Origin of the sequence: Pandoraea eparura (assembly GCF_902459725.1) — a bacterium.
Classification (GTDB): domain Bacteria; phylum Pseudomonadota; class Gammaproteobacteria; order Burkholderiales; family Burkholderiaceae; genus Pandoraea; species Pandoraea eparura.
Genome location: NZ_CABPSH010000009.1, coordinates 148661 through 169336 on the forward strand (window position 1 = coordinate 148661; position 20676 = coordinate 169336).

General features: G+C 63.6%; 18 protein-coding genes. 8 read left to right on the forward strand and 10 right to left on the reverse strand.

What is annotated here, in order from left to right:
• Positions 1-17: 17 nt before the first annotated feature.
• The 3 genes from cysW to PEP31012_RS17455 are packed head-to-tail and all read right to left on the reverse strand — an operon-like array spanning position 18 to position 2872.
• On the reverse strand, positions 18-923 hold the full coding sequence (cysW, locus tag PEP31012_RS17445) for a sulfate ABC transporter permease subunit CysW (protein WP_150590566.1): 906 nt from the start codon (positions 921-923) through the stop codon (positions 18-20).
• 20 nt (positions 924-943) lie between these two features.
• On the reverse strand, positions 944-1807 hold the full coding sequence (gene cysT, locus PEP31012_RS17450; RefSeq protein ID WP_150590567.1) for a sulfate ABC transporter permease subunit CysT: 864 nt from the start codon (positions 1805-1807) through the stop codon (positions 944-946).
• 33 nt (positions 1808-1840) lie between these two features.
• Entirely contained in the window at positions 1841-2872 is a 1032-nt protein-coding gene (locus tag PEP31012_RS17455) for a sulfate ABC transporter substrate-binding protein (protein WP_246171355.1), read from the reverse strand.
• Between the two features lie 259 nt (positions 2873-3131).
• Between PEP31012_RS17455 and lexA the strand changes: the two genes are divergently transcribed.
• The gene (gene lexA / locus PEP31012_RS17460) at positions 3132-3785 is read left to right on the forward strand and encodes a transcriptional repressor LexA (protein WP_150590568.1); all 654 of its coding nucleotides are present in this window, start codon (positions 3132-3134) and stop codon (positions 3783-3785) included.
• Between the two features lie 175 nt (positions 3786-3960).
• The gene (locus PEP31012_RS17465; RefSeq protein ID WP_150590569.1) at positions 3961-4371 is read left to right on the forward strand and encodes a hypothetical protein; all 411 of its coding nucleotides are present in this window, start codon (positions 3961-3963) and stop codon (positions 4369-4371) included.
• A gap of 46 nt (positions 4372-4417) precedes the next feature.
• Here PEP31012_RS17465 and PEP31012_RS17470 read toward each other — a convergent pair whose 3' ends face one another.
• Positions 4418-5530, reverse strand: coding sequence for an enoyl-CoA hydratase/isomerase family protein (locus PEP31012_RS17470; protein WP_150590570.1), 1113 nt, complete (start codon positions 5528-5530; stop codon positions 4418-4420).
• A gap of 223 nt (positions 5531-5753) precedes the next feature.
• A complete protein-coding gene (gene typA / locus PEP31012_RS17475) occupies positions 5754-7574 on the reverse strand; it encodes a translational GTPase TypA (RefSeq protein WP_150590571.1) in 1821 nt (606 codons plus the stop codon).
• Between the two features lie 338 nt (positions 7575-7912).
• On the opposite strand from typA, the gene PEP31012_RS17480 reads away from it, so the two are divergent.
• The 6 genes from PEP31012_RS17480 (at position 7913) to PEP31012_RS17505 (ending at position 13918) form a co-directional block, all read left to right on the forward strand.
• Entirely contained in the window at positions 7913-8383 is a 471-nt protein-coding gene (locus PEP31012_RS17480) for a MarR family winged helix-turn-helix transcriptional regulator (RefSeq protein WP_174978287.1), read from the forward strand.
• A gap of 117 nt (positions 8384-8500) precedes the next feature.
• Positions 8501-10018: an efflux transporter outer membrane subunit gene (locus PEP31012_RS17485; protein WP_150590573.1), complete on the forward strand. Its 1518-nt coding sequence runs from the start codon at positions 8501-8503 to the stop codon at positions 10016-10018.
• Positions 10019-10091: 73 nt separating this feature from the next.
• Positions 10092-11327: an HlyD/EmrA/EmrK family protein gene (locus PEP31012_RS17490; RefSeq protein ID WP_150590574.1), complete on the forward strand. Its 1236-nt coding sequence runs from the start codon at positions 10092-10094 to the stop codon at positions 11325-11327.
• Positions 11328-11364: 37 nt separating this feature from the next.
• Positions 11365-12915 carry a DHA2 family efflux MFS transporter permease subunit gene (locus tag PEP31012_RS17495; RefSeq protein WP_150590575.1) on the forward strand — a complete coding sequence of 517 codons (1551 nt, stop codon included), beginning with the start codon at positions 11365-11367 and terminating at the stop codon, positions 12913-12915.
• A gap of 241 nt (positions 12916-13156) precedes the next feature.
• The gene (locus PEP31012_RS17500) at positions 13157-13651 is read left to right on the forward strand and encodes an acyl-CoA thioesterase (protein ID WP_150552735.1); all 495 of its coding nucleotides are present in this window, start codon (positions 13157-13159) and stop codon (positions 13649-13651) included.
• A 72-nt stretch (positions 13652-13723) separates the two neighbouring features.
• Positions 13724-13918: a hypothetical protein gene (locus PEP31012_RS17505; RefSeq protein WP_150590576.1), complete on the forward strand. Its 195-nt coding sequence runs from the start codon at positions 13724-13726 to the stop codon at positions 13916-13918.
• Here the strand turns inward: PEP31012_RS17505 and truB are convergent.
• From truB to rimP, 5 genes are all read right to left on the reverse strand, one after another.
• Positions 13887-14873, reverse strand: coding sequence for a tRNA pseudouridine(55) synthase TruB (gene truB / locus PEP31012_RS17510; protein WP_150590577.1), 987 nt, complete (start codon positions 14871-14873; stop codon positions 13887-13889). The two genes, PEP31012_RS17505 and truB, sit on opposite strands and share 32 nt — an antisense overlap.
• Positions 14874-14989: 116 nt before the next feature.
• Positions 14990-15439, reverse strand: coding sequence for a 30S ribosome-binding factor RbfA (rbfA, locus tag PEP31012_RS17515; RefSeq protein WP_150590578.1), 450 nt, complete (start codon positions 15437-15439; stop codon positions 14990-14992).
• Between the two features lie 83 nt (positions 15440-15522).
• Positions 15523-18477 carry a translation initiation factor IF-2 gene (gene infB, locus PEP31012_RS17520; RefSeq protein ID WP_150590579.1) on the reverse strand — a complete coding sequence of 985 codons (2955 nt, stop codon included), beginning with the start codon at positions 18475-18477 and terminating at the stop codon, positions 15523-15525.
• A gap of 80 nt (positions 18478-18557) precedes the next feature.
• Positions 18558-20033, reverse strand: a complete 1476-nt coding sequence (nusA, locus tag PEP31012_RS17525) for a transcription termination factor NusA (RefSeq protein ID WP_150590580.1) — start codon at positions 20031-20033, stop codon at positions 18558-18560.
• The gene (rimP, locus tag PEP31012_RS17530) at positions 20030-20488 is read right to left on the reverse strand and encodes a ribosome maturation factor RimP (protein ID WP_150560742.1); all 459 of its coding nucleotides are present in this window, start codon (positions 20486-20488) and stop codon (positions 20030-20032) included. The genes nusA and rimP overlap by 4 nt, the downstream gene beginning before the upstream one ends.
• Positions 20489-20676 lie beyond the last annotated feature (188 nt).

A 20676-nucleotide genomic window follows, 5' to 3' on the forward strand; every position in this document is an offset into this window, starting at 1 on the left:
CTTGATGCAATGTCGGCTCATGCCTGCACGGCGTCTGCGCGACGCGCGGCCTTGTCCTGTGCCAGCTTGCGCTCGGCCCACAGCTTCAGCGCCAGCGTGGCGAGCGCGAGCAACGCGAGAATCGACGCCGCCGCGAACGCGCCCACCGTGTGGTAGTCGGTGTATTCAATTTCCACGTGCAGCGGCAGTGTGTTCGTCTCGCCGCGAATATGGCCGGAGACGACCGACACGGCACCGAACTCGCCCATTGCCCGCGCATTGCAGAGGATCACGCCGTACAGCAAACCCCATTTGATTTTCGGCAACGTCACACGCGTGAACACCTGCCAGCCGCTAGCCCCCAGCACGCGCGCCGCCTCCTCCTCTTCGCTGCCCTGCGCCTGCATGAGCGGGATCAGTTCGCGCGCGACGAACGGGAACGTGACGAACACTGTCGCCAGTATCAGTCCGGGCAACGCGAACACGACCTTCAGGTTGTGCGCGTCGAGAAAGTCCCACAGCGGCCCCTGACGGCCGAAGATCAGCAAAAACGAGACGCCCGCAATCACCGGCGAGACCGAAAACGGCAGGTCGATGAGCGTGGTCAGCACGCTCTTGCCCTTGAAGTCGAATCGCGCAATCGCCCACGACGCCGCCACGCCAAACACCAGGTTGAGCGGCACGGCGATGATCGCAATGAGCAGCGTGAGACGAAAGGCGGACAGCGCATCGTCGTTGCTGAGCCCATCCCAATACGCGGTGACGCCTTTGCTCAGCGCCGTGACGAAGACCGACACGAGCGGCAGGAGAAGAAACAAGACGAAGAACAGCAGCGCCACGGCAATGAGTCCCGCCTTGACGAACGCCGGCTCGTCGGTCGGATCGGCCCGACGGGCCGGCGTCGCTGGCGGCGAGGCGCGCGACAGGGTAAGGGAATCGGACATGATCGAAACGTTCTCGTGAATCACACGCCACTGGCGCGTCGGCCCGCATGACGGCGTTGCAGCCACCATTGCAGGGTATTGATGAGCAGCAGCAACACGAAAGAGATCACGAGCATCACCACGGCCAGCGCCGCGGCGCCCGCATAGTCGTACTGTTCCAGCTTCGTGACGATCAGCAGCGACGTGATTTCCGAGACCATCGGCAGGTTGCCGGCAATGAAGATGACCGAGCCGTACTCCCCCACCGCGCGCGCAAAGGCCAGCGCAAAACCGGTCAGCAGCGCGGGCAGCACCGCCGGGAGAATCACGTGACGCAGCGTCTGCCAACGTGTTGCGCCCAGGCATGCGGCGGCTTCTTCCTGTTCACGTTCAAATTCTTCCAGCACCGGTTGGAGCGTGCGCACGACGAACGGCAGTCCGATGAAGGTCAGCGCCACGAAGATGCCCAACGGCGTAAACGCGATCTTGATATCGAGCGGTGCGAACCAGCGTCCGATCCAGCCGTTCGGCGCGTAGATCGCGGCCAGCACGATCCCCGCAACGGACGTCGGCAAGGCAAACGGCAGATCGATCAGCGCATCGACAAGGCGCTTGCCAGGGAATGGGTAGCGCACCAGCACCCAGGCCAGCACGACACCGAACCCCGCGTTGAGGAGGGCCGCCGCGAGTGAGAGACCAAACGTGAGGCGATAGGATGCCACCACGCGCGGCGAGCTCACGGCGGCGACAAAACTCGCCCAGTCGAGCGCGCTTGCCTTGAGGAACACCATCAACAACGGCACCAGCACCACGAGGCTCAGGTACGCCACCGTGTAGCCCATCGTCAGGCCAAAGCCCGGCAAGGCACTCGGCTTGCGCCAGAGGGGAAACAGTGCGGTACTCATGTGGGCATCCCGTAGGTTTCCGAGGTCATGACGTTACTTCTTCGTGTAAATCTGATCGAAGATGCCGCCGTCGGCAAAGTGCTTGGCCTGCGTCTTCGTCCAGCCGCCCAGGTCGGCATCGACCGTGTAAAGCTTGAGTTTCGGATACTGCGACGCGTACTTCCTGGCGATGTCCGGCGAGCGGGGACGATAGAAGTGCTTCGCGGCAATCTCCTGCCCTTGCGGCGAATACAGCCATTGCAGATACGCTTCGGCGACTTTGCGGGTGCCATGCTTGTCAACGTTCTTGTCGACCACCGCGACCGGCGGCTCCGTGAGAATCGACGACGACGGCACGACGATGTCGAACTTGTCCGGCCCGAGATCCTTTACCGCGAGCAGTGCCTCGTTTTCCCAGGCGATCAGCACGTCGCCGATGCCGCGCTCGACGAAGGTCGTGGTGGCCCCTCGCGCACCGGAATCGAGCACCGCCACGTTCCGGTAGAGTGCGGCGACGAATGCCTGCGCGGTTTGCTCGTTGCCGCCCGGCTGCTTGAGCGCGTAGAGCCAGGCGGCAAGGTAATTCCAGCGGGCGCCGGCCGACGTCTTCGGGTTCGGTGTGATCACGCTGATGCCAGGCTTCGTGAGATCGTTCCAGTCCTTGATATGCTTGGGGTTGCCCTTGCGCACGAGCAGCACGATGGTCGACGTGTAGGGCGTGGCGTTGTCGGGCAGGCGCTTCTGCCAATCCTTGTTCACAAGACCGGCCTGCGCCAGTTCGTCGATGTCGGCGGAGATGCCGAGCGTCACGACGTCGGCCGGGGCGCCGTCGAGAACGGTACGGGCCTGCTTGCCCGAGCCGCCATGCGACGCCTTGAGCGTCACCGTGTCGCCGGTGGTCTGTTTGTAGTGGGCCTCGAACGCCTTGTTGTAGTCGGCGTACAGCTCACGCGTCGGGTCGTACGACACGTTGAGCAGCGAAAGACTCGCGGCCTGCGCCTGAATCGACAAGCCGGCGGCGAGCGCCAGTCCTCCCAATGCGATCGCTAGCGTCCTGGCTTTCCATCCCCGTGTGGCCTGGCTCATGACTGGCACTCCCTTTTCTGTCTTGTGTGTAGGAGGTCAGTCTATGGGGACGTCTAAATAATTAAAAATAATATTTAAGCGATTATTTATGCCAAATCGTGGATTAGCGCGTGCGGGTGTCAACGTCAGCGCGAGCGCAAGGGACGCGAAATGCCCAGTACGCGAGGCAAGAACGCCACGCCCTCGATAAAGTTTTCCCTTGCGTTTTTACAAACACTGTACAAAAATACAGCCACCTGTGCTTCCATACAGTGATGCCATGATCAAACTTACTGCCCGTCAACAGCAGGTCTACGAACTGGTCCGACAAGCGATCGAGCGCACCGGGTTTCCGCCGACGCGTGCGGAAATCGCTGCCGAACTCGGCTTCTCTTCCGCCAATGCCGCGGAGGAGCACCTGCGGGCGCTGGCGCGCAAAGGGGTGATCGAACTGGCCGCGGGCCAGTCGCGCGGCATCCGCCTCAAGCGGCTGGACGAAGCTGGCGGCGCGCATCAGTTCACGTTGCCGCATATGGGCCTGATGCAATTGTCGCTGCCGCTCGTCGGGCGCGTGGCTGCCGGCAGCCCGATCCTGGCGCAGGAACACATCGAACGCAATTTCCAGTGCGACCCGAATATGTTCGCACGCCAACCCGATTACCTGTTGAAGGTGCGCGGCATGTCGATGCGCGACGCCGGCATTCTCGACGGCGATCTGCTGGCGGTGCAGAAGGCCGCCGACGCGCGCGAGGGCCAGATCGTCGTGGCACGCATCGGCGACGACGTGACCGTCAAACGTTTTCACCGTGTGCCGGGCGGCGTGGAGTTGATCGCCGAAAACCCCGACTTCGAGAACATCAACGTGAATGAAGGCAGCGGCGACTTTGCGCTGGAAGGCATTGCGGTCGGCCTGATCCGCAATAACGACCTCTAGGCGCCATCCCCGGGCACTGCGCCGCATCACGAAAACGCAGCGCCCCGCTCACCGACGATTGGCATTTCCGACTGCGCCGGGCTGGGTCCGGCGCCCGTGCCCTGCTGCGCCCGCGATTCCACAAGGTCGTGGCAGGACGCGCCCCTCAGACCCACATTGGAGGAAGGATCGCATCATGGCTCGACTCTTTGGTTTGCTGCGTACGTCATTTGGTCAACCGCGCGTTCGAGCGTCGTCGCAGGCGCGACTGTCTGCCGTGTACGGACTCTCGGCCTTGTCCGGCCCGTTTGCCGCCGCCCCGGCCATCGCACGCTCTTACACCGTGCCGGCGCGCTCGCGCTCCACGGCCCTGCCCCGCACGCTCGCGGCCGCCATGGCGTCGGCCACGCGTCGCGCCTGTCCCGCGGGAAAAGCCGTCAACTCGTCGCGCAGCGCACGAGTGGTTCAGCGACGCGACACGCAAGCGGGGCACGAGGTGCGCGTGTATCGCGATGTGTCGCACATCGTGATGGTCGGCAGCATCGCCGACATCTGCCGCAAACTCGATCTGGCCGTCGGCGAGCAGTTCTGTCAGGCCGCCGTGTAAACGCTCGGGCGAGCGCGCCGATCCCCTGCGCCCCTGCGCAACGAGGCTATTGCCCGAGGTTGCGCAGCGGATTGTCCGCGCCAAAGCGATCGCCATCGAAGAATCGGGCGACGTCGGCGGGCGTCACCGCTTCGATGCTGTCGTGCTGCCAGCGCGGCGCGTGATCCTTGTCGACGACCATCGCGCGAATGCCTTCGACACCTTCCGCTCCGGAACGCCCGTCAAGATTGAAAACGCTGCGCATCATCAGCCATTCTTCACGCAACTCGTCGGCCAATGACAGCTTGCGTGCGCGGCGCACCTGTTCGAGCGTGACGCACACCATCAGCGGCGAACGCTTGGCGCGCAACAGATCTTCCGTCTCCTGTGCCCACCCGGCGAACTCACAGCGGGCTTCGTGCTTGAGCGACGCCAGGATGGCCGACATATCCGGCAGACCGAAATGACGGTCGATCACGTCGCGCAACGGCGCGAGCTTGCCCGGCGCCAGACCGGCAGGTGGCAAGCTTTGGCGGGCGAACGCGCGCGCCGCATCGAGGACCGCGTCGCTGTCCGGCCAATCGCCGTTCGCCAGCCATGCACAGAGCGCTGGCAGTTCGGCACGCGGCACCACCCCGTCGGCCAGACCGATTTCGCACGCGTCGACGGCACCGAACACCACGCCCGTCGTGCCGAGATACTCGCCAAGATGACCAGCAAGATTCGCGAGAAAGCATCCGCCGCCCACGTCGGGAAACAAGCCGATCGCCGTTTCCGGCATTGCCATGCGCGTCGCCTCGGTGACGATGCGCAACGCCGCGCCCTGCGAGATGCCCATGCCGCCACCCATCACCACGCCGTCCATCAGCGCGATATAGGGCTTCGGGTAGGTGGCGATCGTGTAGTTCAGCGTGTACTCGTCCGTGAAGAAATCCATGAGGTCGGTGCGCCCCGCGCTCACGGCCTCATGGAAATAGCGAATGTCGCCGCCCGCGCACAAGCCCTTCTCCCCCTCGCCCTGCAGGACGACAGCGAGCACGGCGGAATCGTCGCGCCACGCGTCGAGGGCCGAGGCCATCGCGCGAATCATGTCGTGCGAGAGCGCGTTGAGCGCCTTCGGGCGGGTCAGTGTGATGAAGCCGATGCGACCCCGGATGTCGGTGCTAACAAAGTCGGTCATGTCTGGTGAGTCAAGAATGTCAACGGAACGGACGCGTGCACAACGCGATCCTCTGGCGTAATCCTCTGGGGGGCAATCAATACTATGCGGGCAAGCTTGCGTCGCCCATCAGTGAACGCAGCAAAACAAAAAAGCCGGTGCGAGGCACCGGCTTTCTTTCCAACAGACTGGGATCGGTGCGCAACAGCGGTCTGCACGCTACGCCGCGATCCCCTCGCCGGCTTTACTTTTCTTCACGCGACGCGCGCTTGCGCTCATGTTCCTTGAGGTAGCGCTTGCGCAGGCGGATCGTCTGCGGCGTGACTTCGACCAGTTCGTCGTCATCGATGAATTCCACGGCGTACTCGAGGTTCATCGCGATCGGCGGCACCAGACGCACGGCTTCGTCGGTTCCCGACGCACGTACGTTCGTGAGCTGCTTGCCCTTGATCGGGTTGACCACGAGGTCGTTGTCACGGCTGTGGATACCGATGATCATGCCTTCGTACAGGGCGTCGCCCGGCGACACAAACATGCGGCCGCGATCCTGCAGCTTCCACAGGGCGTAGGCCACGGCTGCGCCGTCGTCCTGCGAGATCAAAACGCCGTTGCGACGCTCGCCCAGCGTGCCATCCTTGAGCGGTGCATAAGCATCGAAGATGTGGCTCATCAGCCCCGTACCGCGGGTCATCGACAGGAAGTCGCCCTGGAAGCCGATCAGACCACGCGCCGGAATGCGGTACTCGAGGCGCGTACGGCCACGACCGTCCGACACCATGTCCAGCATTTCGCCCTTGCGGCGACCGATTTCTTCCATGACCGCGCCCTGGTGATCGTCTTCCAGGTCGATGGTCAGCATTTCGTACGGCTCGTGCTTCACGCCGTCGATTTCCTTGAGCACCACGCGCGGACGCGACACGGCCAGTTCGTAGCCTTCGCGACGCATGTTCTCGATGAGAATCGTCAGGTGCAGTTCGCCACGGCCCGACACTTCGAAGACGGAATCTTCGTCGGTGTCTTTCACGCGCAGCGCCACGTTGTGATTCAGTTCCTTATGCAGACGGTCACGAATTTGACGGCTCGTCACGAACTTGCCTTCACGCCCGGCCAGCGGCGACGTGTTCACGCAGAAGTTCATGGTCAGCGTCGGCTCGTCCACCGTCAGCAGCGGCAGGGCTTCCGGTGTATCCACGTCGCAGATCGTCGCGCCGATGCCCACGTCTTCGATACCGTTGATCAGCACGATGTCACCGGCTTCCGCGCCGTCCGACATCACACGCTCCAGGCCGCGGAACGTCAGCACCTGGTTGATCTTGCGCTTGAGCACTTCGCCTTCCGGACCGAAGCGCATCACCACTTGCTGGCCCGGCTTGATGCGGCCACGCGTGATACGACCGATACCGATACGGCCGACGAAGGTCGAGTAGTCGAGCGAGCTGATCTGCAGCTGCAGCGGGGCTTCCGTATCGGCCTCGCGGACCGGCACGTGCTCGAGAATTGCGTCGAACAGCGGGCGCATGGTGCCTTCGCGCACTTCGGAGTCCAGGCTGGCAAAGCCGTTCAGGGCCGATGCGTAGACGACCGGGAAGTCGAGCTGCTCGTCGGTGGCGCCGAGCTTGTCCATCAGATCGAACGTCTGGTTGATCACCCAGTCCGGACGCGCGCCCGGTCGGTCGATCTTGTTGACCACGACGATCGGCTTCAGACCGAGGCCGAGGGCCTTGCGGGTCACGAAGCGCGTTTGCGGCATCGGGCCTTCGACGGCGTCGACGAGCAACAACACGCTGTCGACCATCGACAGCACACGCTCCACTTCACCGCCGAAGTCCGCGTGTCCGGGCGTGTCGACGATGTTGATGTGTGTGCCTTCGTATTCGACGGCGCAGTTTTTGGCGAGGATCGTGATGCCGCGCTCTTTTTCAATGTCGTTCGAGTCCATCACGCGTTCAGCGACTTGCTGGTTTTCGCGGAAGGTGCCCGACTGGCGCAACAATTGGTCGACGAGCGTGGTTTTGCCGTGGTCGACGTGCGCGATGATGGCGATATTACGGAGAGCGCGGGTCATGAAGAGGTGCTCGAAAAAAGCCTTTGGAGAATCAGCGATTCTACCACTTGCGCGTGTCTCACGTCATGGCCTTTCTGCAATGCAACAACGCCGCCCCCTGCGAAAGCGACAACCGGATCGATTTCGCCTGGACATCCCCCGCCCAACCTCCCCCCCCCAGCCTCCGCCGCTATACGCCAATTTAGAGCATTGCATCTAATTTTGGTCGCAATATTTGCCTAGTCAACTATTGCATGGCCTTGAAATTTATTAAGTCCCCACTATAATCGTGGCTAGTCAACTATTGCAGCAGCACGAAAATGACCGATCCATCCGCCCCCTCGTCCGATGCCGCGCCGATGTCGTCGCCGGATGCCCCCCAGAGCGATCCTCCGCGCTGCGCCTACGATATCGACAACTCCCTGGGGTATCTTGTCTCCCGCGTGCGCCAGTTGATCCTCGCCGAGCTGACCAACGAAACATCGCAATACGGCTTGACGAGCACCCAGGCGACCATGCTTTACAAGGTGGCCACGGGCAAGAGCAAGACGGCGGCCGATCTGGCACGCGACTACTGTATCGACGCGAGCGCCGTCACCCGTCTGCTTGACCGGCTCGAAGCGCAGGGCTTGCTCGTGCGCGAGCGCAGCAAGATGGATCGCCGCACGGTGAACCTGAGTGCGACCGAAGCCGGATACGCCATGGCCGACCGGATGCCGGACATCTTCGTGCGTGCCGCCGATCATCTGATGCGCGGGTTCTCCGTAGAGGAAGTGGGTTTCCTGAAGAGTCTGCTGCGCCGCGTGATCGCCAACGGCGAAACCGGATGACAACGACGCCCCCTCAGATTCCCCAAAAAAGCATGTCGAGTCCACTATTCCTGGTACTCGCCATCACCCGGTTTCCGATTATTGTCGGTCCCTAACGTCACTCGTAAAGGCTTCGCAATGAAAGTGGCCTCACCGTTCCTCCCGCATCTGCGGGCCCGTTCCGTCATTTCCGCCCTCTGTCTGGCGGCCGTGACACTGGGGTTTGCCGGTTGTGCGAATTTCGCCGGCATCCACAGCGATAAGCAAATCAGCACCCCCGATCAGTATCAGACCCAGCGCAGCCTGCCCGGCGAGGGCGGCCAGTGGCCGGGCACCGATTGGGCACAGCGGTTCGGCGACCCGCAACTTGTCTCGCTGATCGACGAAGCCCTTGCCGGCAACCCCGATCTGGCCATGGCGGCCGCCCGCCTGAAGGCGGCGCAGGCGCAGACCGAAGGCGCGGCCGCGGCGCTGCTGCCGTCGGTCAACGCCTCGGGCAGCGTGTATCGCGAGAAATTCACGGAAAACACCATCTACCCGCCGGGCTATGGCGGTACGTGGTTCACGCAGGGCGACCTCACGGCCTCGTTGTCGTGGGAACTCGACTTGTGGGGCAAGAACCGCTCGGCACGGGCACAAGCCACCTCGGCCGAACGTGCCGACGAGGCCGAGGATCAGGAAGTGCGGCTCACGCTGGCCACTGCCGTGGCACGCGCTTACAACCAGCTCGCCCAGCAATATGCACTGCATGACGTGCTCGACCGCGTCAGCAAACAACGCCAAAGCCTCGGTCAACTGACGGCGGACCGCGTGCGCGCCGGTCTCGACACGCAAGTCGAGCAGAAGCAGGCCGAGAGCAACACCGCCGACATTCAAACGCAAATCGCGCAACTCGACGGCCAGATCCTCCTGACTCGCCATCAACTCGGTGTGTTGCTCGGCAAGGGGCCGGATCGCGGCCTGGCGATTGCGCGCCCGACACTCGCGCAACTGGCGACGCCGGCGCTGCCCGACAACCTGCCGCTCACGCTGCTCGGCCGTCGCCCGGACATCGTCTCGGCACGCTGGGGCGTGGAAGCCCAGCTCAAGGGTGTCGATCTGGCGAAGGCCCGCTTCTATCCGGATGTGAACCTGAATGCCGCCTTTGGCTTCTCCACCTTCGGGCTGGGCAAGCTGATCGATCCGAGCAGCCAGAACATCCAGTACGGTCCGGTGATTTCGCTGCCGATCTTCGACGGCGGCCGCCTGCGCGCCAACCTGAAGGGGCAATACGCGGCATATGAAAGCGCGGTGGCGAACTACGATTCGACGCTGAACAAGGCGCTCGGCGACATCGCGGACCGCATGTCGTCGATCCGCTCGGCGGACAAGCAAATGGTCTCGCAGCGCGTCGCGCAAGACGCCGCGCAACGTGCCTACGACCTGGCCGTCGACCGTTACAAGGCGGGTCTCACACCGCAATTGACCGTGCTCACTGCCGAGTCATCGCTGCTGGCGCAGGAGCAAGCACGCGTGAACATCGAAAGCGCGCGCCGCGACCAGCAGATCGGCCTGATCAAGGCGCTTGGCGGTGGATTCGACGCAACCGCGGCGGGTCTCGTCGTGGGGCAGGAACGCCCCGCCAGACCCGAAGGCAGCGACATGCAGACGCACTGAGCGCCCGCCGCACCTCATACCGAACAGACAAGACAACGTCAAAGCACATTAAGAGAAGAGTACGGAGCGAATGATGAGCGAGAACCAACAACAAGCGCCTGACCAGCCGGCGCAAGGCAATGGCAAGCGCCGTCGCATGATGCTGACGCTGACGGCCGTGATTGCGATTGCGGCCATCGCCTACGGCGCCTATTACGGACTGTATGCGCGCTTCTACGAAGACACCGACGACGCTTACGTCGCAGGCAACGTGGTGCAGATCACGCCGCAGGTGCCGGGCACCGTGACCGGCGTGAAGGTCGACGACACGCAACTGGTCAAGGCCGGCCAGCCGCTGGTCACGCTCGACCCGACGGACGCCCGCGTCGCCCTGCTGCAAGCCGAGGCCAATCTGGCGCAGACCGTGCGTCAGGTACGCACATACTTCGTCAACAACGATGCGTACGCCGCCACCGTGGCCATGCGTGAGTCGGAGCTGGCCAAGACGCAAGCCGACGTGAAGCGTCGCGAAATGGCGATTGCGACGGGTGCCGTGTCACGCGAAGAACTGGCCCACGCGCAGGATGCCGTGAAGACGGCGCAGGCCGCCCTCGAACAGGCGCGGGCGCAATGGGTGTCGAACCGGGCGCTGACGGACAAGACGTCGGTCACGACGCACCCGAGCGTGCAGCAGGCCGCAGCGAAGGTGCGTGCGGCGTATCTCGACTACGCCCGCACGTCGATCCCGGCGCCGGTCGACGGCTACGTGGCCAAGCGATCGGTGCAGGTGGGTCAGCGCGTGGCCACCGGTGCGCCGCTCATGGCGCTGGTGCCGCTCAATCAAGTCTGGGTCGATGCCAACTTCAAGGAAGTGCAGATCGCGCACATGCGCGTCGGTCAACCGGTGACGCTCACCGCCGACGTCTACGGTTCGTCGGTGGAATACAAGGGGACCGTGGCGGGCTTTTCGGCGGGCACAGGCAGCGCGTTCTCGCTGCTGCCGGCACAAAATGCGACCGGCAACTGGATCAAGGTCGTGCAGCGTCTACCGGTGCGTATCGCGCTCGACGCGAAGCAGTTGCAACAGCATCCGCTGCGTGTCGGTCTGTCGATGCAGGTCAAGGTGGACGTGCGCAATACGGACGGCAAGGAACTCGGTGAAGCCCCTGCCCTGCCGGTGTACGCCACCGACGTGTTCGACAAGATCGGCCACGACGCCGACGACATCGTCGCCAAAATCATCACCGAAAACGCCGGTACCGCGGCTGCCTCAGGCGCAGACGGTGCCAGCGACACGCGCAACCAACCGGCTCGCGCACGTCCCCTGTAAAGCGGAGGGGGGTGCCCCCCACCCCCTTTGACATCTCATGGCAACTCAAAACGCTCCGGGCCCTCTGACAGGGGGCCAGTTGGTACTCGGCACCATCGCGTTGTCGCTCGCCACGTTCATGAACGTGCTCGACACGTCGATTGCCAACGTATCGATTCCCGCCATTTCCGGCGACCTTGGCGTCTCATCGAGCCAGGGGACGTGGGTGATTACGTCGTTCGCCGTGGCCAACGCCATTTCGGTGCCGCTCACGGGCTGGCTGACCGAGCGCTTCGGTGCGGTGCGGCTGTTCATCTCGTCGATTCTGCTGTTCGTGCTGGCGTCCTGGCTGTGCGGCATGGCACCCACGCTCGAATTTCTGCTCGCGGCCCGCGTGTTGCAGGGCGCGGTGGCCGGGCCAATGATCCCGCTCTCGCAATCGCTGCTGCTCTCGAGCTACCCTAGTGCGAAGAGTTCGATGGCCCTGGCACTTTGGGGCATGACAACGCTGGTCGCGCCGGTGATGGGGCCGATTCTCGGCGGCTGGATCTCGGACAATTACCAATGGCCCTGGATCTTCTACATCAACATCCCGGTGGGCATTGCCGCCGCATACGCCACCTGGCTGATTTACGCCAAGCGTGAAACCGCCACGCAACGCAAGCCGATCGACACCGTCGGGCTGGCCTTGCTCGTGTTGTGGGTCGGCTCGCTGCAGGTGATGCTCGACAAGGGCAAGGAACTCGACTGGTTCAATTCGTCGACCATTGTGGTGCTGGCGCTCGTGGCACTGGTGTCGTTCTGCTTCTTCGTCATCTGGGAGATTACCGAGGAGCATCCGGTCGTTGACCTGACGCTCTTCAAGCGGATCAACTTTACCGGTGGCGTGGTGGCGATCTCGGTGGGTTACGGGCTGTTCTTCGGGAACCTGGTGATTCTGCCGCAGTGGTTGCAGATCCACCTCGGCTATACCGCCACGGAGGCGGGCCTCGTGCTGGCACCGGTGGGCCTGTTCGCCATCCTGCTCTCGCCGGTGATCGGCAAGACGCTGCCCAGGCTCGATGCCCGTTGGGTCGTGACCGTCTCGTTCCTGCTGTTCGCGCTGGTGTTCCTGATGCGCTCGCACTTCAACACGCTCGTCGATACACGCACGCTGATGATTCCGACGTTCCTGCAGGGCGTGCCGATGTCGATGTTCTTCATTCCGCTCACCGCGATCATCCTGTCCGGGTTGCCACCGAGTCGCATTCCGGCGGCCGCGGGGCTGTCCAACTTCGTGCGGATCACGTGCGGTGCGGTGGGCACATCGATCTCCACGACGATGTGGGAGAACCGGATCACGCTGCACCATGCGCAGTTGACGGAGCACCTGACGCCGTACGACCCGACGTTCAACGCGTCCGTGCAGACGCTCAACCAGCTCGGCATGAGCACCCCGCAGGCAAACGGTTACATCGACCGGCTGGTCACACAGCAGTCGGCGATGCTCGGTGCGAACGATATTTTCTGGATCTCGGCGGTGCTGTTCGTGCTGATGATCTCGATGGTGTGGATCACGCGGCCGATGAAGGGCGGTGGTGGCGCCGATGCCGCCGCTGGCGCGCACTGACGCGAAGACTTCCCCTGTGCTCGACGCCGCAAGGCCGGGCACGTCTCGAACCCCGCTGACGTTGGCGGGGTTTTTTTATGCGCAATGCCGATGCGGCGCACGAAGCGCCACGCGGCGATCGGTCGGCGACGCGCGGCGGCACGTGTTACGCAATCGCAGTATGATGGCGGATTGCCCGGCGCGATGACGGAACACCGCGCGACGCTCGGGAATGCCTCTCCCCCACGCCCAATCCGACATCATGACTACCCCGCAGAATCCGAACGAACGCTCTGAAGTCACCTTCCGCTTTCTGGCCGAGCCGGCCGCCGTCAATTTTGGTGGCAAGGTGCACGGGGGCTCGCTGATGAAATGGATCGACGAAGTGGCCTATGCCTGCGCGGCCACCTGGTCGGGCCGCTATTGCGTGACGGTCAGCGTCGGCAATATCCGCTTCCGTCGTCCGATTCTGGTGGGTAATCTGGTGGAACTGCGCGCGCGCATTGTGGCCACGGGCCGCACCAGCATGCACATTCACGTGTCGGTGCACGCGGGCGACCCCAAGTGGGGCGAACTGCGTCAGACGACCGACTGCCTGATGGTGTTCGTCGCCGTTGACGAGAGCAATCACCCAGTCGGCATTCCGTCGTTCGAGCCGAAAACGGACGAGCAGAAAGCGTTGGCCAAGTACGCAATGGACGTCAAGGCCGCGCTGGACGCCATCGTCGAACTCAAGCCGGAGAATGTCGCCAACTGACGGCGGTGCCGCTCGCTCGACCTCGGAAAGACGCGAGGCAGTGCGCCCCGGGAACTGATGAGGCGCGCGGGCTTGCGCGCCATCGACAACATCGGCTTGCCGCGACTGATCGGCGCCGACTGCCTCGCATCGGCGCCTGATGCGCCTGATGTGCCTGATGTGCCTGATGTGCCTGATGCGCCTAATGCGCTGATTGCTGCTGTTGCACCTATTGCGGTTGTTGCGCTGATTGCGCTTACTGCGTCTTCAACAGCCGTTGCGGCGTGAGCAGTGCCTCGCCATCGAGTCGCGCAACGCCGAGCAACCGCGCGGCGGCATCGCCAACGGCTTCGGCATAAACCTTCACCTCGATCGCCCCGGACACCCCAGCGCACGCGCGCAGCGCCTGTGAACAGCGCGCCTCGTCCAAACGCAGACGTTGTCCGTGACTGAACCGCTTGGCGAGCGTCTCGTCGAGCCAGATCGTGGGCAGCGTCTTGAGCAATGCATCGACCGGCGCCAGCCTCTGCACGCGTTGCGCGTGATCGAGTGCCCCCAGAGCTTCCAGCGTCACGGCGCCGTCAAGCGTGAGCGGTCCGACGGCCGTGCGTCGCAGCGCGCGCAAATGTGCGCCGCAGCCCAGCGCCTCACCCATATCTTCCGCCAGCGTCCGCACGTAAGTGCCTTTGCTGCAGGTCACGCGAAACGAGAACTCGGCCACGTCGGGTAACGCGCACTCGATCAGTTCCAGCGCATGAATCGTGACCTCGCGCGCTTCGCGCTCAAGGGTCTGCCCCGCGCGCGCATATTCGTACAATGGCTTGCCATCGCGCTTGAGCGCCGAATACATCGGCGGCACCTGCGAAATCGACCCCGTGAAACGCGGCAGCACCGCCCGAATCGCCGCTTCGTCGACCGTCACGGGACGCGTGCGCAACACCTCCCCTTCCGCGTCGCCCGTCGTCGTAGTCTCGCCCAGACGCACACGCGCCTCATAGGTCTTGTCGGCTTCGAGCAAGTCCTGCGAGAACTTCGTCGCTTCGCCGAAGCATAGCGGCAACAGCCCAGTCGCCAAGGGGTCGAGCGTGCCGGTATGTCCCGCCTTGAGCGCTTGCAGCAGACGTTTGGCCTTGATCAGCGCATCGTTCGACGACAGGCCCAGCGGCTTGTCCAGAAGCAACACGCCATCGAGCGCGAAACGGGGAAGTTTTTGGCGGGGTGCCTGCGAACGCGGGTCCGTCATGATGCGGGGAGTGCTTGAGAGAGTCTTGTGGGATACAACCCCTGGCACTCATCGCAAGTGCACAGGTATCGCAATACCGCCGGGCCCGCCGTCGGGCAGCCCGGCCGGTGGCGTCGTCAGTCGGCAGACTTGCCGTCGTCTTCCTTGTCGGTTTCGTCGCCGACGTTGTCGGCATTGTCGTCGACACCGGCGTCGCTCGCTTCCTCTTTCGCGCGCGTCGCGTTGGCCGTATCGATCAGTCGCGACATCTCGATCGCCCGTTCGATCGACTGGTCGAAGTGGAAATGCAGGGTCGGCACCGTGTGGATGTGCAACCGCTTGAACAGCAGATTGCGCAGGTAGCCCGCCGCCTCGTTGAGCGCCTCGCCAGTGGCCTTCGGATCGCCGGTCAGCGTCGTGTAATACACCTTCGCATGCGCATAGTCGGGCGTGACTTCCACGCTTTGCAGCGTCACCAGCCCAATACGCGGGTCCTTCACTTCGCGCTGAATCAACTCAGACAGATCGCGCTGGATCTGATCGTTGATGCGAAGATTTCGACCCGGAACGCCACGTTTCTTTGCCATAACAAACTCGCTAATAATGCAATGGCCCACGCCACCGGTTTCCCGGCTTGGTGGGCCATTCCACATCCATTGGACCGATCGCGTTACAGCGAGCGGGCAACTTCCGTGATTTCGAACGCTTCCAGTTGGTCGCCTTCCGTAATGTCGTTGAAGTTCTTCACCGACAGACCGCACTCGAAGCCGGACTTGACTTCCTTCACGTCATCCTTGAAGCGCTTGAGCGAATCGAGCTCGCCCGTGAAGATGACAACGTTGTCGCGCAACACACGCACATGCGACCCACGTTTGACGAAGCCGTCGAGCACCATACAGCCGGCCACCGTGCCGACCTTCGGCACGCGGAACGTCTGACGCACTTCGACCAGACCTGTGATCTCTTCCTTCTTCTCCGGCGCCAGCATGCCCGACATCGCCGCCTTCACTTCATCCACAGCGTCATAGATGATGTTGTAGTAACGAATGTCGATACCGTTGGACTCGGCCAGCTTGCGTGCCAGTGCATCCGCACGCGTGTTGAAGCCGATGATGACTGCCTTCGACGCCGTCGCCAGGTTGACGTCGCTTTCGCTGATGCCACCCACGGCGGCGTGCACGATCTGCACGCGCACTTCCGGCGTCGAGAGCTTGTTGAGCGACTGCGCCAGCGCTTCCTGCGAACCCTGCACGTCGGCCTTGATGATCAGCGGCAACGACTTGACTTCGCCCTCGGCCATCTGCTCGAACATGTTCTCGAGCTTCGCGGCCTGTTGCTTGGCCAACTTCACGTCGCGGAACTTGCCCTGACGGAACAGCGCGATTTCGCGCGCCTTGCGTTCGTCCTGGACCACGAGCACTTCTTCGCCCGCGCCCGGCACTTCCGACAGACCCTGAATTTCCACCGGGATCGACGGGCCCGCTTCCTTCGCATTCTTGCCGGTTTCGTCCAGCATCGCACGCACACGGCCGTAAGCCTGACCGGCCAGCACCATGTCGCCACGACGCAGCGTGCCCGACTGCACCAGAATCGTCGCCACCGGACCCTTACCCTTGTCCAGCTTCGCTTCGATCACGATACCCTTGGCCGGGGCTTCCGCCGGGGCCTTCAGCTCCAGCACTTCTGCCTGCAGCAACACGTTCTCGAGCAGATCGTCGATGCCCGCCCCCGTCTTCGCCGACACCGGTACGAACGGCGAATCGCCACCGTACTCTTCCGGCACCACGCCTTCGGCCACGAGTTCCTGCTTCACGCGATCCGGGTTGGCTTCCGGCTTGTCGATCTTGTTGATCGCCACCACGATCGGCACACCCGCCGACTTCGCGTGGGCAATCGCTTCCTTCGTCTGCGGCATCACGCCGTCGTCCGCCGCGACCACAAGAATCACGATGTCGGTGGCCTGCGCACCGCGAGCCCGCATCGCCGTAAAGGCTTCGTGACCCGGCGTGTCGAGGAACGTCACCGTACCGCGCGGCGTATCGACGTGATACGCACCGATGTGCTGCGTAATACCGCCGGCTTCGCCCGCCGCCACCTTGGCGCGACGGATGTAGTCGAGCAGCGAGGTCTTGCCGTGGTCGACGTGACCCATCACCGTGACCACCGGCGGACGCGGCAGCGCTTCGGCTTCCGTCGCCTCGTTGCCCAGCGCCAGCAGCGTTTCCGGATCGTCGAGCTTCGCGGCGATCGCACGGTGGCCAAGTTCCTCCACGACGATCATCGCCGTTTCCTGATCCAGCACCTGGTTGATGGTCACCATCTGGCCCATCTTCATCATCAGCTTGATGACTTCCGAGGCCTTCACCGACATCCGGTGCGCCAGATCGCCCACGCTGATCGTTTCCGGCACGTGAACATCACGCACGACCGGCTCGGTCGGCGCCTGGAAGGCCGAACGATCGTCCTGCGAATGACGGTCGCCACGACGGCCACCGCGGCCACCGCCGCGCCAACCGTCCGAGCCACCGCTCGTGTCGCCGCGCGTCTTCATGCCGCCCCGCTTGTTGCGGTTATCGGCATCCTTCTGCCAGGCGCCCGGCTTCTTGTCCTTCTTGTCGGCGGCGCCCGCGGTCGTCGAGGCCGGGGCGGCTGCCGCCGGCTTCTTGTCCGCCGGCTTGGCCGACGCGGCACCTTCCGGCTTGGCCGGCTTGTGCAGGGTACCCTTCGCTTCCGGCTTGGCGGCAGCCGGCGCGGCAGGTGCCGGCTCCGGTGCCTTGAGCACGCGACGTGGGGCGTTCAGCATCTCGCGAATCGCGCGGGCTTCGGCTTCCGCCGCCGCACGGCGCTTGCGGATCGCTTCCTCTTCGGCGCGAGCCTTGTCAGCCGCAGCGCTCGCCTTCTCGGCAGCCGCACGGGCTTCTTCGCTCGCCTTGCGGGCTTGCTCACGTTCGGCTTCGGCCTTGGCCGCAGCGGCCTTCTCGGCCTTCTCGGCTTGCTCGGCCTTTTCGGCGTCGACCTTGGAAGCCTTCTCGGCTTGCGCGTCGACCTGGGCTTCCGCCTTGGCCTCGGCCTTTGCCTTTTGCTCTTCGGCCGCCTTGGCCGCAGCCGCACGCTCCGCTTCCTCGCGCGCACGGCGCTCGGCCGCTTCCTTCTCTTCGCGCTCGCGGCGCTCGGCTTCCTCGCGCTCCAGTTGCTCCTGGCGACGCTTGAGTTCCGCCGCCTCCGCGGCCAGACGCTCCGCTTCGCGGCGTGCGTCTTCCTCACGCTGACGAAGGGCTTCGTCTTCGGCCGCGGCCGCTGCGCTTTCCGCACCTTCGGCGACGTCGTCACGCTTGACGAAGGTGCGCTTCTTGCGCACCTCCACCTGAATCGTGCGCGCCTTGCCGGTCGCGTCGGCTTGCTTGATTTCCGAGGTCTGGCGACGCGTCAGAGTAATCTTCTTTTTGTCGCCGTCGCCGGCGCCGTGCGAACGGCGCAGGTGCTCCAGCAGACGGGCCTTGTCGGCTTCCGTCAGGGAATCGTCGGCGCTGAGTTTTTCCACGCCGGCGGCTTTGAGTTGCTCCAGCAACACGCCGGCCGGCATTTTGAGTTCTGCAGCAAATTGGGCTACGTTGATGCTCGCCATTCAAACCTCTTCAAGCAAGGCCACGCGCCTTGCGGTTAACTTCAAAGTTCACTGTTCCATATGCATGCCGGGGCAGGTCATCATTGGAACCAGTGCTCTCGCGCTTTCATGATCAGGGCCTTCGCGGCTTCCTCGTCGACACCGGTCATCTCGGTGAGTTCGTCGACGGCCAGCTCGGCCAGATCATCGCGCGTCTGAATTTCATGCTCGGCCAGTTGGGCCAGCAACTCGGGCGTCATGCCGTCAAGGCTCTTGAGATCGAGCGCAACGCCCTCGACCTTCTCCTCGGTGGCAATCGCCTGCGTGAGCAGGGCGTCGCGCGCACGATTGCGCAGCTCATGCACCGTGTCCTCGTCGAACGCTTCGATCTCGAGCATTTCGTTCAAAGGCACGTAGGCGATTTCTTCCAGGCTCGAGAAACCTTCCTCGATCAGGATGTCCGCCATTTCTTCGTCCACATCGAGACGCTGCATGAACAGCGAGCGCAGCGTGCCACGCTCTTCGTTCTGCTTCTCGGCCGACTCGTCCGGCGTCATGATGTTGATCTGCCAGCCGGTCAGCTCCGAGGCGAGACGCACGTTCTGACCGCTGCGACCAATCGCCACCGCCAGTTCGTTCTCGTCGACGACGACGTCCATGCTGTGCTTTTCTTCGTCCACGACGATCGACTGCACCGCCGCCGGCGCCAGCGCACCGATCACGAATTGCGCGGGGTCTTCCGACCACAGCACGATGTCGACGTTCTCGCCGCCAAGCTCGTTACGCACCGCCTGCACACGCGTGCCGCGAATGCCCACGCAGGTGCCGATCGGATCGATACGCTTGTCGTACGCCACCACGGCGATCTTGGCGCGCACGCCCGGATCGCGAGCGGCCGACTTGATCTCCAGCAGCCCCTGCTCGATTTCCGGCACTTCCATGCCGAACAGCTCGATCAGGAATTCCGGCGCCGTGCGCGAGAGTTCGATTTGCGGGCCGCGCGCCGTGCGATCGACCTTCACGATGTACGCGCGAACGCGGTCACCGATACGCAGGTTTTCCTTCGGGATCAGTTGATCGCGACGCAGCAGCGCTTCGACACGCCCCGACTCGACGATCAGGTTGCCCTTGTCGAGACGCTTGACCGCACCGGTCATGATCTTCTCGCCGCGGTCCAGGAAGTCGGTGAGAATCTGTTCGCGTTCGGCGTCGCGGATGCGCTGCAGAATGACCTGCTTGGCCGCCTGTGCACCGATACGGCCGAACTCGACCGATTCCACGGGTTCTTCCACGAATTCGCCGATCTCGATGGACGGATCGTCTTCCTTGGCTTCGAACGACAGGATCTGCTTGTCAGGCTCTTGCAGACCCGCTTCGTCCGGCACCACGACCCAGCGACGGAAGCTCTCGTGCTCACCCGACTCGCGGTCGATGTGCACGCGAATGTCGACGTCCTCGGCATAGCGCTTCTTGGTGGCCGAGGCCAATGCGGCTTCCAGCGCGGCGAACACGACGTCCTTGTCGACGTTCTTTTCGCGCGCGAGCGCATCGACCAACAGCAATACTTCGCGACTCATCGTTTGCGACTCCTAAAATCAATCTGCGGCACAAGGCGCGCACGGTCAATATCCGCGAGGGTGAAGTCGAGCAGCGCCGGGCCGCCCTTGCCTTCGAACTCCAGGCTCAAGTTCTCGCCTTGCGGCGCCTGCAGGATGCCGCGAAACTGCTTGCGGCCTTCGAGCGGCACACGCAACGTAAGACTCACTTCCGCACCGGCAAAACGCTCGAAGTCACGCAGCTTGCGCAGCGGACGATCCAGCCCCGGCGACGACACTTCGAGTCGGTCGTAATTGACGTTCTCGACCATCAGGACATGCGAGAGCTGACGGCTCACCGTCTCGCAGTCATCGATCGTGATGCCTTCCGGCTTGTCGATATACACGCGCAGCAACCCACCGCCGGCACGCTCAAGATCGACCAGCTCGTAACCCAGGCCTTCGACCGTGGTCTCGATCAGTTCTGGCAATTGCAACTTTGCTCACCCTAGAAAAACTCGCGCGCATCAGCAGCGCCCGACATGTCTGCGCGCCCCGCCTGGGGCGCCGCACGATACCGGCCCTCGACCGCCCGGACCGGCGTGCCTGTGTCGGCACACCCACTCCCGAGCGCGGCGGCATCGGCCGCGCGCAAAACGCTCGCGGCAAAAAAAAATGGGCGAAA

Coding starts and splice junctions, on each gene's coding strand:
- cysW (WP_150590566.1), bottom strand. CDS start 923: ATGTCCGATTCCCTTACCCTGTCGCGCGCCTCGCCGCCAGCGACGCCG.
- cysT (WP_150590567.1), bottom strand. CDS start 1,807: ATGAGTACCGCACTGTTTCCCCTCTGGCGCAAGCCGAGTGCCTTGCCG.
- PEP31012_RS17455 (WP_246171355.1), bottom strand. CDS start 2,872: ATGAGCCAGGCCACACGGGGATGGAAAGCCAGGACGCTAGCGATCGCA.
- lexA (WP_150590568.1), top strand. CDS start 3,132: ATGATCAAACTTACTGCCCGTCAACAGCAGGTCTACGAACTGGTCCGA.
- PEP31012_RS17465 (WP_150590569.1), top strand. CDS start 3,961: ATGGCTCGACTCTTTGGTTTGCTGCGTACGTCATTTGGTCAACCGCGC.
- PEP31012_RS17470 (WP_150590570.1), bottom strand. CDS start 5,530: ATGACCGACTTTGTTAGCACCGACATCCGGGGTCGCATCGGCTTCATC.
- typA (WP_150590571.1), bottom strand. CDS start 7,574: ATGACCCGCGCTCTCCGTAATATCGCCATCATCGCGCACGTCGACCAC.
- PEP31012_RS17480 (WP_174978287.1), top strand. CDS start 7,913: ATGTCGTCGCCGGATGCCCCCCAGAGCGATCCTCCGCGCTGCGCCTAC.
- PEP31012_RS17485 (WP_150590573.1), top strand. CDS start 8,501: ATGAAAGTGGCCTCACCGTTCCTCCCGCATCTGCGGGCCCGTTCCGTC.
- PEP31012_RS17490 (WP_150590574.1), top strand. CDS start 10,092: ATGAGCGAGAACCAACAACAAGCGCCTGACCAGCCGGCGCAAGGCAAT.
- PEP31012_RS17495 (WP_150590575.1), top strand. CDS start 11,365: ATGGCAACTCAAAACGCTCCGGGCCCTCTGACAGGGGGCCAGTTGGTA.
- PEP31012_RS17500 (WP_150552735.1), top strand. CDS start 13,157: ATGACTACCCCGCAGAATCCGAACGAACGCTCTGAAGTCACCTTCCGC.
- truB (WP_150590577.1), bottom strand. CDS start 14,873: ATGACGGACCCGCGTTCGCAGGCACCCCGCCAAAAACTTCCCCGTTTC.
- rbfA (WP_150590578.1), bottom strand. CDS start 15,439: ATGGCAAAGAAACGTGGCGTTCCGGGTCGAAATCTTCGCATCAACGAT.
- infB (WP_150590579.1), bottom strand. CDS start 18,477: ATGGCGAGCATCAACGTAGCCCAATTTGCTGCAGAACTCAAAATGCCG.
- nusA (WP_150590580.1), bottom strand. CDS start 20,033: ATGAGTCGCGAAGTATTGCTGTTGGTCGATGCGCTCGCGCGCGAAAAG.